Origin of the sequence: Pseudoalteromonas thalassia, from assembly GCF_049257215.1 — a bacterium.
Classification (GTDB): Bacteria; Pseudomonadota; Gammaproteobacteria; order Enterobacterales; family Alteromonadaceae; genus Pseudoalteromonas; species Pseudoalteromonas lipolytica_C.
The window spans coordinates 22,527-35,595 of sequence record NZ_JBMMUE010000020.1 but is presented as its reverse complement, the minus strand read 5'-3'; the positions used below and the strand labels follow the sequence as shown (position 1 = coordinate 35,595).

Here is a 13,069-nt window from a genome sequence, read left to right as displayed (position 1 = left end):
TAACATGGAAGCAACAACTCAAACCCAGTTAAACCAATTATTAGCAAAGCAAGATTTATCGTTTTCGCAAGCAACTGCATTGTTTGATGCCATCATGAATGGCCAGCTTAATGATATTGAATTAACTGCTGCACTTATCGCCCTAAAACTAAAAGGCGAAACAAGTGATGAAATCGCCGGTGCGGCAGCATCAATGCGCGCCAATGCAGTGCCATTTAAAACCAGCAAAACCTTGCTTGCAGATAGCTGTGGTACCGGTGGCGATGGCTCAAACACTATTAATATTAGTACTACTGCTGCTATTGTAGCCGCCGCTGCGGGCATCAACATAGTCAAGCATGGTAATCGCAGTGTATCGAGTAATTCTGGCTCAGCGGATTTACTAAAAGCCTTGGGTATCAATATAGATATGAGCCCTGAGCAAGCGGTCTATTGTTTAGAAAATACGGGGTTTGCATTTTTATTTGCACCGCATTATCACAGTGGTGTACGCCATGCGATGGGCGTGCGAACAGCCCTTAAAAGCCGCACAATTTTTAATATTTTAGGGCCGCTGGCAAACCCTGCAGCCCCTGAGGTGCAATTGCTTGGTGTTTATGACCCTTCGCTGTGTTTACCAATGGCCGAAACCTTAAAAACCCTTGGCACAAAACGCGCCATGGTGGTTCACGGTGCAGGCACTGACGAAATTGCCTTGCACGGGACAACCAAAGTGGTTGAGCTTAATAACGGTGAACTGAGCGAATACACGCTAACAGCGAGCGATTTTGGTCTTGCAAACTATTCACTTGAACAACTTGCAGGCCAAGGCCCAGAATATAACGCAAAAGCAAGCTTAGCGATTTTACAAGGTCAAGGTGAAATGGCGCATAACGCTGCCATTATAGCCAACGTTGCCGCCCTTCTTTATTTAACCGATAAAGCAAGTGATTTAAAAGCAGCCGCAGATCAGGTAAGTGAATTATTAGCATCTGGCAAAGCGATGAACACATTGAACGCAATTATTGAGGTAAGTCATGGCTAACGTGTTAGACAAAATTGTTGCCGACAAACGTATTGAATTAGAACAAAGAAAAGCACAGCGCCCGCTTGAGTCATTCATTAGCGAGGTTGTGCCAACCAAGCGAGACTTTGAAGGCGCATTAGCAGCAACCGGTACGCAGTTTATTTTAGAGTGTAAAAAGGCCTCACCGTCAAAAGGGCTTATTCGCGAACCATTCAATTTAGACGAAATTACATCGGTTTATAAAAAATACGCAACGTGTATGAGCGTATTAACTGACGAAAAATATTTCCAAGGTAGCTATCAGTACCTTGAATACGTGCGCAGCCAAGTGGAACAGCCGCTTATTTGTAAAGACTTCTTTATTGATGAGTACCAAGTTTACTTAGCACGCTTATCTGGTGGTGATGCCATTTTATTAATGCTCTCAGTCCTTGATGACGAGCAATATTTAGCGCTTCACAAAGTGGCTGACTCTTTAAACATGTCGGTACTAACAGAAGTCAGTAATGAGCAAGAAGTAAGCCGAGCACTTGCACTTAATGCCAGCCTAATTGGTATTAATAACCGCGACCTTCGTGATTTAAGTACTGATCTTGCAACAACAGAGCGCTTACGTCAGCTTATCCCAAATGACAAAGTGGTTATTTCAGAGTCGGGCATTTATACCCATAAAGATGTAAAACGCCTTGCGCCACTGTGCGATGGCTTTTTAATTGGCAGCTCACTAATGGCTGAGCGTGACTTAGAAGCCGCATGTCGTAAAGTCATTTTAGGTGAAAACAAAGTGTGCGGTTTAACTCGTTCACAAGATGCGATGGCAGCCTATGCCAGTGGTGCTGTGTATGGTGGCTTAATTTTTTATCCTAAATCGCCACGTTATGTTGATATCGACTGTGCCAAGCAAGTTACGCAAAGTGCCCCACTCGCGTATGTAGGTGTGTTTGTCAATGCGCCTCTTGAACAAGTGGTCGATTATGCTCAAAGCTTGAAACTAGCTGCAGTGCAATTACATGGTGACGAGAATAGCGAGTATATTCAAAGTCTCAGAAAGCAATTACCGCTTGGCTGTGAAATTTGGAAAGCTCAAGCTGTTAAAGGCGAATTACCTAAACCGCTTGAAGGGGTTGACCGCCATTTATACGATACTTACAGCAAAAACCACAAAGGCGGCACAGGCGAAGCATTTGATTGGTCTGTACTAGAGACAGCAACAGTACCTTTTATGTTAGCCGGTGGTTTGAATCCAGAGAATATTCATGCAGCGCTTTATCGCGGTGCTAATGGCCTTGACCTAAATTCTGGCGTTGAAACGTCAGCGGGCAAAAAGTGCCAAACAAAATTACAAAATGCGTTTTCGCATATCAGAAATTATTGAGGTTAGAATGCAAAATCCAGCTTATTTCGGTGAATTCGGTGGTATGTTTGTACCACAACTGCTTGTGCCAGCACTCAAGCAACTAGAAGCAGAGTTTAATAAATCACAAAACGATCCAGCTTTTCAGGCTGAGTTTGAAAAACTATTAAATGAATACGCAGGTCGTCCTACGCCATTAACTCTGACACGTAACTTAGTTAAAAATCCTAAGGTAAAACTGTATTTAAAGCGTGAAGATTTACTCCATGGTGGTGCGCACAAAACCAACCAAGTACTTGGTCAGGCATTGCTCACCAAGCGTATGGGTAAAAAAGAAGTGATTGCAGAAACAGGTGCCGGCCAACACGGTGTTGCAACGGCCCTTGCGTGTGCCCTACTTGGTTTAAAATGCCGTGTTTACATGGGTGCAAAAGACGTTGAACGTCAGCAACCAAACGTATTTCGTATGAAACTAATGGGTGCAGAGGTTATTCCTGTCACAGCAGGCTCTGGTACTTTAAAAGACGCAGTAAACGAAGCATTGCGTGACTGGTCAGCAAATTATAAAGATGCTCACTATTTACTAGGCACTGCAGCAGGCCCTCACCCATTCCCAACCATGGTGCGTGAGTTCCAAAAAATGATTGGTGAAGAAGCAAAACAACAAGTGCTTAAAGCTGAAGGTCGCTTACCGGATGCGGTGCTGGCTTGTGTAGGTGGTGGTTCTAACGCCATTGGTATGTTCACAGACTTTATTGATGAGCCAAGCGTAAAACTAATTGGTGTAGAACCCGCTGGTAAAGGCTTAGATACCCATCAACACGGTGCTACGCTATGTAAAGGCACAAAAGGCATTTTACACGGTACCTATACTTATATTATGCAAAATGACGATGGCCAAATTGAAGAGTCTTATTCTGTATCAGCAGGTCTTGATTACCCAGCTGTAGGCCCACAACATGCTCATTTACATGAAACTGGCCGTGCAGAGTACGTTGGTATTAGCGATACTGAAGCGCTTGAAGCGTTCCAACTACTGGCTAAAAACGAAGGGATTATTCCAGCGCTTGAATCAAGCCATGCCCTTGCATACGCCCTTAAATATGCCGAACAACAAACCGAAGACACTATTTTAGTAGTAAACCTAAGTGGCCGAGGCGATAAAGATTTGGCTCACGTACACAGTGTTTTATCAGAAGGAGGCGCGCTATGAGCCAGACCAACCGTTACGGACAAATGTTCGCCACATTAAATGAAACGAATCAAGGTGCCTTTGTACCGTTTGTTACTATTGGTGATCCTAATAAAGCACTCAGTGTAGAAATCATTAAAAGCTTAATTGATGGCGGTGCTGATGCCCTTGAGCTTGGTATTCCGTTTTCAGATCCGATTGCAGATGGCCCGGTGATCCAAGCTGCCAACATTCGCGCGCTTGATGAAAACATTAATACCCAAGATTGCTTTGATATCATCAAACAAGTGCGCCAGTACAATGCCGATATTCCAATTGGCCTGTTATTGTATTCAAACCTTGTGTTTAAGCGTGGCCTTGAAAAGTTCTATCAAGATGCTAAAGAAGCAGGCGTTGATTCAATTTTAGTGGCTGACGTACCGCTGCATGAGTCAAAGCTATTTCGCCAAACAGCAATGAAAAATGGTATTGATCCAATTTTTATTGCAACACCGAATGCAGATGATGACACTCTTCGAGAATGTGCTTCATATGGTCGTGGTTATACGTACCTTCTTTCACGCGCAGGTGTAACGGGTACAGAAACCAAAGCACAAATGCCAGCAGATTCATTAGTTAAAAAGTTAAAAGATTACCATGCTGCACCGGCATTATTAGGCTTTGGCGTATCAACACCGGAAGATGTTAAATCAGCACTCGATTCAGGGGCTGCTGGTGCGATTTCAGGCTCTGCGGTTGTTAAAATCATCGAGGCGAACCTTGATGACCAAGCAGCAATGCTAACTGGTTTAAAAGAGTTTGTAGCCAGTATGAAAGCCGCTACTAAGTAAGCTGTTTTATTACTTAAAAAAGGGCCTTAAAGGCCCTTTTATGTATCTACTCATTAATTATTAATGGTGGCGGTGGATGCCGTCAATACCAATTCGCTTAATTAAGCGGGCTTTTTGAGGCAAGAAAACCTGTTCGGTAACAAGGCAAAAATTTTGTAGTTTAGTTGCTCTAAATAAAAAATTTTTAACGCAGTTAACGTAAGGTTTAATCCCTCAAAATGAGTGCATATTAGTGCGAGTTGGTATCTATCTCTTCGATAAACTTACGATTAAAAGCCTCTAAGTCGGCTGGGCTTCGGCTTGTGACTATGCCATCATCAACACACACCTCTTGATCAACCCAATTAGCTCCTGCATTGATTAAATCCGTTTTAATACTTGGGTATGACGTTACTTTGCGGTCACGTAGTTTGTTAATTTCGGCTAGTAACCATGGGCCGTGGCAAATCGCGGCAATAGGTTTGTTTTTGCCTGCACTAAAAAAACCATCAACAAAGGCTTTAGCTTCACTGTTTTGGCGTAAAGTATCTGGATTAAATAAACCGCCCGGTAATAATAGAGCATCATATTCACTTGAATCTGTCTCACTGACTATGCGGTCAACGCTTACACGTTTTCCCCATTGATTTTCATCCCAACCAGTAATGTCATCTCTTTCAAGCGAAACAACTTCGACTTCAGCTCCTGCTTCAAGCAACGCACTGCGCGGTGATAGCAGCTCACTCTGCTCAAAACCATTTGTTGCTAATATCGCTACTTTCTTACCGTTTAGTTGGCTATTTAGATTTGACATGCTATCTCCTTATTTGTGAAAACTCACACTAATACAGCAGACACCATGCCAAACATAACCAACTGAAAATATTGCATTTATTAAAAATTCAAAGCGACACACCCTGTAAAAGCTACAAGACCTTTGCAAATCCTGCTTATAAGGCGTCTTTTAGGGCTTTTGCAGGTTTAAAAACAGGTTTGTTGGCGCCTGCAATTTCAATTTCTTCACCAGTTTGCGGGTTGCGCCCTTTTCGTGCAGGGTAATAACTCAAGGCAAACGTACCAAAGCCATTAATTTGCACTTGGTCACCCTCAGAAAGAGACTTTTCGATAGCATTTAACATGCTCGTTAAAGCTGCTTGTGTGTCTTTTTTAGTTAATTCGCTGTGGGCAGCCATTTGAGATACTAGTGCGGCTTTATTCATAAAAATGCTCCAAAATACGCCGCTTAATCATCTGAGGTTAAGCGGAAAAAGATAAGGTAAAACAACCTAAACGCAGGTTTAGGCCAGATTGGCTCGGGAGGCTAAGCTTTCAGGGCTACTAAGTCAACCTTGTATCTTGCGCAATAACTTGATACAACCCAGTATCATTTTAAATTAGAGCATTTATAAACCTATGCATGCGATTATTGAATACATCCCGCTGATTTTGTTTTTTGCGGTTTTCAAGTTAGTTGATATTTATTGGGCAACAGCCTTGCTGATGCTAACCACCTTAATTCAAGTTGCTTATTGTTATTTTAAAGATGGCAAAGTACCAACCCGTCACTGGGTGTTTTTTGCTATAGCGGTGGTATTAGGTACGCTGACCTTAGTATTCCACGACGAGCAGTTTGTAAAATGGAAAGCCACCATTGTTTATGCCATTTTCAGTGTCACTTTGTTAGTAAGCCGCTATGTGCTTGGCAAAAATCTTGTGAAAAAAGCACTTAGCTCAGTTTTAGAAAATGCCTCTGAGAGTAAACAAGAAATTGATGTACCAGAAGCACTATGGAATAAACTTAACCTGTTTTGGGTTGCAGTGACCGCAGGTATCTCTGCGCTAAATATCTATATTGCCTATAACTTCTCGCTCGATTTTTGGGTTAACTTTAAAGTGTTTGGTTTAATGGGTATTACCTTTGTTTGCGTGTTAGCAACGATCATTGCCCTTTTCAAATACTTACCTGAAGATGACGAAAAGAAAGATCCTAAGCAATCTTAATGTCATAAATCTGTCGTCTTAGCTTGTTAGCGTAAATAAAAAACACGCTGAGACGACATTGAACGCTAACCAATACCGCTGGTTTGAATTTACCCTCATATTTGTTTCTTTACCGCTATTAGGCTTTTTTCTGCGTGCCTATCTCGCGAACTGGCTTATTCCTGCCCTTATTATTTTAATGGCTGTTTGCGGCATGTTGCTGTTATCAGACCCCCACTTTAAGCGTTTTCGTTTAACTAGCCTTGGGCAATTTAGTGCGGTAAAACGTCGCTTATTTAGTTTTTTCTTTTTAGGGGCGCTATTCTCAGGGATGTTTTACGGCATCATGAATCAAGAAAACTGGTTTTCACTGCCAAGAAATTCATTTAACGATTGGCTAATGTTGCTATTGCTCTACCCCATTTTATCGGTGATGCCGCAAGAGCTTATTTTTAGAACTTACTTTTTTCACCGCTATAAACGGATTATGCCAAGTAAAACCGTGCGTATCATCGTCAGTGCATCGGTGTTTGCGTTGGCTCACATTGTCTATGCGAATGTACTCGCAGTACTGCTAGCATTTCTAGGTGGGCTGCTGTTTTCTTACACCTATGCGCAAAGCCGTTCTACCTTCGTGTGTGTTATAGAGCACAGCTTATGGGGGTTATGGATGTTTACGCTTGGCTTGGGTGATGTGCTTGATGCCGGAGCATTCTAGGGCTATAAAAAAGCCGCGCAAGTGCGCGGCTAAGTATTGAGCTGGCTTTTAAAATCCGAAAATACTAAATGCAAAAAACTTTGTTGCGACCGTATTTACAAAGATAAGTAATAAAATTGCCGGAATAAACGTTGATAGCGAAAAGTTCACATACTTCTCTGTAAAACTACCGATATAGCCTTCAGAGCCTTGGCTTAACTCTTCAGAAAGGTTCGCTTTTTTCCAACGATACATAACGAATAAACACACCATTAAACCATTAAGCGGTAAAATCGTGTCGTAAAACACATCATAAACAATATCGAATAAGCTCTTATCTGCCCCGCCGTAACTAACAAAATTTGTTAATGATTCAACCATACCAAACGACATCGTACACAGCACAGTTAAAACACCGGTTGATAGAGTTAAAATAGCTAACGCTTTTTTACGGCTAATGCCTTTGCGATCACTTAATGAAGCTGTCGGTACCTCAACAATCGATACAAGCGATGTAATTGCAGCAAAAAAGACTAATAAGAAGAATACAAACGCTACAATTGATGCACCCACGTAACCAATATCAGCTTGAAGCGCTAATAAAATTTTCGGTAGGTATACAAAAATCATCGACACTGATGAGTCAGATAACGTACTTGGATCTGTATTCGGGTTAAAACTAAAAATAGCCGGTAGCACCATAAGACCCGCAATAAAGGCAACAAGAGAGTCTGTTACAGCAACCATTTTAGCACTGCCAACTATATCGTCTTTCTTAGAGATATAAGATGCATAGGTCATTAAAATACCCATACCCAGTGACAATGAGAAAAACGCTTGAGCTAATGCACCATTTAAAACGCTCGCATCCATTTTACTGAAATCAGGAACGATGTAGTACTTCACACCTGCCATGGCATTATCCAGTGTTAATACGTAAACAACCAGCGCAGTGAGTAGTACAAATAAAGCTGGCATCATAAACTTAGCCGCTTTCTCGATACCTTCTTTTACACCACCAACCAGAATCAAGTTAACAATGATTGCAACAACGGCCATATAGCCAAACACTGTGTAGCTATTGATAAAAGTGCCAAAATTATCAGGCTGTGCCAAGGCATCTAGATTACCGAATGCAGTTTGCGATAAATAACCGAAAATCCATACGGTGATCACCATGTAAAAAACGGCAATCATAAACGGCGTTAATACCGCTAAAAAGCCAGCAAAGTTCCATTTTGGATCATTACCCGCTAAGATTTTGTATGAACCAAGCGGATCTTTCTGTGCTTTTCGGCCCATCGCCATTTCGGCCATCATCACAGGCAAACAGATAAAAATCACAAACAGTGCATAAACTAAAAGAAAAGCACCACCACCGTTTTTTGTAGCTGAAACAGGAAAACCTACTAAGTTTCCGATACCTACAGCAGAACCGGCTGCCGCTAAAATAAAACCGAGGCGGGAGCTAAAGTGCTCGCGTTTTTCGCTCATTTAAAAACCTTATTATTATTTTCTCAACCCAGCGACTCTACCAGTGTTACACCGCGTATTTCAAGCTTTATAAGTGAAAGCTATAAGCAAAGCTGTAAAGATTATTTAGCGAGTGAACACACATGTATGACACAATAATCTCTCGTCTATTGCTAACAATATGCTACTATTTTCTAAAAATAACATTGAGAACTCACTATGCTGTATATGATTTATTCAACTGATGTTGAAAATAGTTTAGAAGCCCGCAAATCTGCACGCCCAGCTCACTTAGCTCGCCTTCAAGAGTTAGACGATCAAAATCGTTTATTCACAGCAGGCCCTCTTCCTGCAATTGATAGCGAAGACCCAGCTGAGGCTGGTTTTACAGGCTCATTGGTGGTCGCGCAATTTGATTCATTAGAAGCAGCACGCGAATGGGCAGCAAACGACCCTTATATTGCTGTAGGCGTTTATGACAACTCAGTAGTAAAACCATTTAAAAAGGTGTTTGGTTAAAGCCTGAACTCAACTGAATCAATAATTCAGTGTTTGTTCACGGCTTATTAACTAAGATCTGGCTATCAAATTACAGAATTTAACGTAATTACTTGAATTTTAGTTAATTGGTTAATTAAACTAAATGGGTCTGGTTTAGGAGTTCCCCGTCATGCGCATATTATTAGCCTTCAGTTTTAGTCTTTTATTTGCATTATCAAGCTTTCATGCTGATGCCAATAAAAACCAAGCACCTGAGGTGACTAAAAAGCAAGCTGTGATGATTGCCAAAAAGTCTGAAGATGGCCGAACCCTAAAAATCACAGAGCAAGACAAAGTATTTACCGTAAGAATTTTAAAAACGAACGGCCATGTGGTTGACGTCCATGTGAACAAAAAGACTGGCGAAGTGAAAAAGGATTAAGAATGCGAATTTTAGTTATTGAAGATGATTTACACTTAGCAGATAACCTTCGTAATGCTCTAGAAAAAGAGCGTTATAGCGTTGACCTTTGTCACGATGGTGAAGCTGGTTTATTCCACATTACTGAGTACCCGCTTGATATGGCGGTGGTAGATTTAGGCCTTCCAAAAGTAGACGGTATCGAATTAATTACCAAAGCTCGCGCTCAAGGCATTACCATCCCTATTTTGATTTTAACGGCGCGTGACCGTTGGCAAGACAAAGTAGAAGGCCTCGATGCAGGTGCTGATGATTACCTTACAAAACCATTTCATGTTGAAGAGCTAATTGCCCGCTGTAATGCCCTTATCCGTAGAAGCGCAGGTAAAGCAAACCCAGAGATGACAGCTGGTCCTATCAAAATTCATACTCGCTCACAGCAAGTGTGGGTTAACGATAAAGAACTTAGCTTAACTGCATACGAATACAAAGTGTTAGAATACCTAATGGTTAACCCTCAAAAGGTAATTTCTAAATCTGAGCTAACAGAGCACATTTACGATCAAGACTTCGACCTTGATTCGAACGTAATCGAAGTATTCGTATTGCGTTTACGTAAAAAGCTTGACCCTGATGGCACCCTTAACCCAGTTGAAACATTACGCGGCCGTGGTTATAGGCTTAAAAGTCAGTGGTAGCATCGCAAATACCGCTTAAAGTAAGGCAAGGATTTATCCTTGTCTTTGTTTTATTAGTAGCCCTACCAATTTTGTTTTTCTCAATTGGTAAGGCTTACTACGCCTCTTTGGTCGAAGCGACCGAAAAAACCCTTGAAGCTCACTTATATTCATTAATTTCTGAAGTCGATTTCACCGAACGCGGCATTGTTATGCCAAGTACCATCTTAACTCCAGAGCTAAATAGATTAAACTCAGATACCTATGCGATGATTTATCGCGGCGACTTACCTGTTTGGTATTCTGAATCAGCCACCAATATCAACTTTATTCCTGATAACTTTGAAGCTCCAGCAGGCTCTGCTGACTTTCGCCGTGTTGAATACAACAATACCGTATATTGGCAATTAACACTTACCGTTATTTTAGAAAACATTGACCAATCGGAGCATGCCCGTTTTATCTTATTAAAACGTAATGATGCTCTACTTAGGCTGATGGATGGCTTTAAACAAACACTGGTTAATTGGATGTATGTGATGGGTGTGGCCATTGCTGCACTGATGGCAATTGGTTTTGTGTGGAGTGCAAGACCACTGCAGCGTCTCGATAAAGAAATTAAAGCCATTGAATCGGGCGATAACCAGCAAATAAAAGGTCTTTACCCGGTTGAGTTGCAAACTATTAAAGCCGATTTAAACTTATTGCTTGAATCGCAGCAGCGCCAAAAAGAGCGTTACCGCGCATCATTAAGCGATCTTGCTCATGCATTAAAAACGCCATTGGCAGTGCTTAAGTCAAGCCCATTGGCCAATGATGCTGATGCACAAGAGCAATTGGATCGTATTAATGTGATGATCGAACATCAATTAAAACGTGCCGCTACGGGTGCCTCTGATACATGGAAAAAGCAAACCCATATTAAGCCGGTTATCGAGTCAATTTTAAGTGCAATGAGTAAAGTGTATCGCGATAAAGATATTATTTTCACTTCTGAGGTCAGTGAAAAAGATTATTTTTTAGGTGATAAAACAGATTTAATGGAACTGCTTGGTAATTTAATCGATAATGCTTGTAAAGCTTGCCGTTCGCAGGTCGATATAAAGGTTAAGCAAAATAAGCAATTAACTCTCAGCATTTGTGATGATGGACCAGGTGTCCCAGAGCAAAAACGTGAATCGCTACTAACCCGCGGCACCCGACTCGATACATATGAGAGTGGGCATGGTGTTGGTATGGCCATCGTATCAGATTTAGTAAACTCATATAATGGCACATTGACTATCCGAGATGCAGAAAAACTGGGTGGTGCTGAGTTTATATTAGAGTTTAATTATCATGATAAAAAATAAACAATTCACTATAACACTCACTTTGTGCGCTGCTCTTGTAACACTGGCATCACAGGCTTCACAAGCACCACATGATTGCCAGTTAACAAGCAACAATACCGAAGAAACTAAGCGTTATATTCAATGTCTTGACCAAGTGATTAGCGATTTGCAACGCGATCAAAAAATGTGGGTAAATAAACTCACTATGGATATTGAAAAAATCAAAGAAGACACGGGAAATAGTCAATTACTGCCTATCTTTAAAAGAAGCTTAGTGAATCAAGAACGCTATCTAGAAGACAGCTGTCGTTGGCGATACTTAAATGAAATGCCAAATGCAACCAAGGCAGCCATTACCTATAAGCTTTGTGAAATAAATATCCTTGGTAATCACTTAAATATTCTAAAACAACCTCTTAAATAAAAGGCGCGTTAGCGCCTTATTATTTAAATTTTGCTTAATCTAGCAAATTGCTATTGGTCAATTGTTAACTCTTCACCGTTACCAAGTAAAGTTGCAAGCCACCGCCCTTCTTGGCTGGTTTCTAAAGCAATTTTTACTATCATGGTTAGTGGAACTGACAGCAACATACCTACTGTTCCCATCAACCAGCCCCAAAAAATTAACGATAAAAAAACCACCAGCGTTGATAAACCTAAGCCTTTGCCCATGAACTTTGGCTCGACGATATTACCCATCACTGTATTAATCACTAAATAGCCACCTGCAATGATCCCTGCAACTAGCGGCCCTTGCGTTATCAAAGCAAGTAATACAGGAGGTACCGCTGCAATGATAGAACCAATATTAGGAATGTAGTTAAGCATAAAAGCAACAACACCCCACAATACAAAATAATCAACGTCCAGTGCCCAAAGCATAAACCCAGCTAAAAGACCTGTAGCCAAGCTAACCATGGTCTTTATTGCGAGATAAGAGTTTATTGACCCTAAAAAGCGATCAATTTGTTGCATTTTCATTTCTGGGTCATCGAGTGCTAAATGAATTTTTTTATTCAGCATCGGCCCTTCAAACAGCATAAACACCACGGTTAATATAATTAGGAACAGGTTGGCCATCACTCCCCCTAATCCCGTTAGCATATTCGTTGCAACATCGATCATTTTGCCCGGATCGAATAAAGAAATAATCTGCTCTTTATCAATCAAAATATTATAACTTGCAGCAACATTAACCACCCAAACAAACTCTTCTTTTAGTTGTGTTTTATACTCGGGTAGTTTTTCAGAGAAATCGGTCATCGATTGCCCAACTAAACCGGCAAGGCTAATCCCAACGCCAACAATAATGAGCATTACTAACACCACTGCAACGCCCTTGGGAATTTTATACCCGGCAAAAAAACGTATAAGGGGATTACATATAATGGCAATAAAGGCAGCCAAAACAAAAGGAATAACAATCACACTTGCAGCTTTTATACCTGCTAAAACAATCACTAAAGCCGCAAATATAACTAAACTCTTATTAACACCAGTCAGGCTCGACAAAATAAAATCCTTGTAAACTTTTTCCCATCAGTGTATGTCAAATAAGTAATAAAAGAAAATCGAAAAACATCTGGCACAATAAATGCTCATAATTCATACAATCTGTGATATTATTGGCCAGTCGTATTGTAAAA

At 41.0% G+C, this 13,069-nt stretch carries 15 protein-coding genes; 11 read left to right on the top strand and 4 right to left on the bottom strand.

Going from position 1 to position 13,069, the window contains the following annotated elements:
- Nucleotides 1-4 precede the first annotated feature (4 nt).
- From trpD to trpA, 4 genes are read left to right on the top strand one after another with little or no spacing between them, the layout of a single operon-like run.
- Entirely contained in the window at nt 5-1,024 is a 1,020-nt protein-coding gene (gene trpD / locus AAEU31_RS18435; protein WP_421967976.1) for an anthranilate phosphoribosyltransferase, read from the top strand.
- Entirely contained in the window at nt 1,017-2,381 is a 1,365-nt protein-coding gene (gene trpCF / locus AAEU31_RS18430; protein WP_421967975.1) for a bifunctional indole-3-glycerol-phosphate synthase TrpC/phosphoribosylanthranilate isomerase TrpF, read from the top strand. Before trpD ends, trpCF begins: the two co-directional genes overlap by 8 nt.
- A 7-nt stretch (nt 2,382-2,388) precedes the next feature.
- Nucleotides 2,389-3,573, top strand: a complete 1,185-nt coding sequence (gene trpB / locus AAEU31_RS18425) for a tryptophan synthase subunit beta (protein WP_135925232.1) — start codon at nt 2,389-2,391, stop codon at nt 3,571-3,573.
- Entirely contained in the window at nt 3,570-4,382 is an 813-nt protein-coding gene (gene trpA / locus AAEU31_RS18420; protein WP_199526206.1) for a tryptophan synthase subunit alpha, read from the top strand. Before trpB ends, trpA begins: the two co-directional genes overlap by 4 nt.
- Before the next feature lie 229 nt (nt 4,383-4,611).
- On the opposite strand, the gene AAEU31_RS18415 is transcribed toward trpA, so the two are convergent.
- Together AAEU31_RS18415 and AAEU31_RS18410 are read right to left on the bottom strand one after the other, a co-directional pair.
- Nucleotides 4,612-5,175 (bottom strand): type 1 glutamine amidotransferase domain-containing protein, encoded by a 564-nt coding sequence (locus AAEU31_RS18415; RefSeq protein WP_421967974.1) that lies wholly within the window; start codon nt 5,173-5,175, stop codon nt 4,612-4,614.
- A gap of 136 nt (nt 5,176-5,311) precedes the next feature.
- Nucleotides 5,312-5,581, bottom strand: a complete 270-nt coding sequence (locus tag AAEU31_RS18410) for an HU family DNA-binding protein (RefSeq protein WP_421967973.1) — start codon at nt 5,579-5,581, stop codon at nt 5,312-5,314.
- A 193-nt stretch (nt 5,582-5,774) separates the two neighbouring features.
- Between AAEU31_RS18410 and AAEU31_RS18405 the strand changes: the two genes are divergently transcribed.
- Nucleotides 5,775-6,362 carry an inner membrane-spanning protein YciB gene (locus AAEU31_RS18405; RefSeq protein WP_135925239.1) on the top strand — a complete coding sequence of 196 codons (588 nt, stop codon included), beginning with the start codon at nt 5,775-5,777 and terminating at the stop codon, nt 6,360-6,362.
- Between the two features lie 58 nt (nt 6,363-6,420).
- Nucleotides 6,421-7,059 (top strand): CPBP family glutamic-type intramembrane protease, encoded by a 639-nt coding sequence (locus AAEU31_RS18400; RefSeq protein ID WP_119851615.1) that lies wholly within the window; start codon nt 6,421-6,423, stop codon nt 7,057-7,059.
- 48 nt (nt 7,060-7,107) lie between these two features.
- On the opposite strand, the gene AAEU31_RS18395 is transcribed toward AAEU31_RS18400, so the two are convergent.
- Nucleotides 7,108-8,532 (bottom strand): sodium-dependent transporter, encoded by a 1,425-nt coding sequence (locus AAEU31_RS18395; RefSeq protein ID WP_235383766.1) that lies wholly within the window; start codon nt 8,530-8,532, stop codon nt 7,108-7,110.
- 198 nt (nt 8,533-8,730) lie between these two features.
- Between AAEU31_RS18395 and AAEU31_RS18390 the strand changes: the two genes are divergently transcribed.
- The 5 genes from AAEU31_RS18390 (at nt 8,731) to AAEU31_RS18370 (ending at nt 11,847) form a co-directional block, all read left to right on the top strand.
- Nucleotides 8,731-9,030, top strand: a complete 300-nt coding sequence (locus tag AAEU31_RS18390; RefSeq protein ID WP_421967972.1) for a YciI family protein — start codon at nt 8,731-8,733, stop codon at nt 9,028-9,030.
- 151 nt (nt 9,031-9,181) lie between these two features.
- Nucleotides 9,182-9,433 (top strand): PepSY domain-containing protein, encoded by a 252-nt coding sequence (locus AAEU31_RS18385; protein ID WP_138557333.1) that lies wholly within the window; start codon nt 9,182-9,184, stop codon nt 9,431-9,433.
- Between the two features lie 2 nt (nt 9,434-9,435).
- A complete protein-coding gene (locus AAEU31_RS18380; protein WP_054552907.1) occupies nt 9,436-10,110 on the top strand; it encodes a response regulator transcription factor in 675 nt (224 codons plus the stop codon).
- Nucleotides 10,104-11,441 carry an ATP-binding protein gene (locus AAEU31_RS18375; RefSeq protein ID WP_135925250.1) on the top strand — a complete coding sequence of 446 codons (1,338 nt, stop codon included), beginning with the start codon at nt 10,104-10,106 and terminating at the stop codon, nt 11,439-11,441. The genes AAEU31_RS18380 and AAEU31_RS18375 overlap by 7 nt, the downstream gene beginning before the upstream one ends.
- Entirely contained in the window at nt 11,428-11,847 is a 420-nt protein-coding gene (locus AAEU31_RS18370; protein WP_135925252.1) for a hypothetical protein, read from the top strand. Before AAEU31_RS18375 ends, AAEU31_RS18370 begins: the two co-directional genes overlap by 14 nt.
- A gap of 50 nt (nt 11,848-11,897) precedes the next feature.
- On the opposite strand, the gene AAEU31_RS18365 is transcribed toward AAEU31_RS18370, so the two are convergent.
- The gene (locus tag AAEU31_RS18365; RefSeq protein ID WP_135925254.1) at nt 11,898-12,935 is read right to left on the bottom strand and encodes an AI-2E family transporter; all 1,038 of its coding nucleotides are present in this window, start codon (nt 12,933-12,935) and stop codon (nt 11,898-11,900) included.
- Nucleotides 12,936-13,069 lie beyond the last annotated feature (134 nt).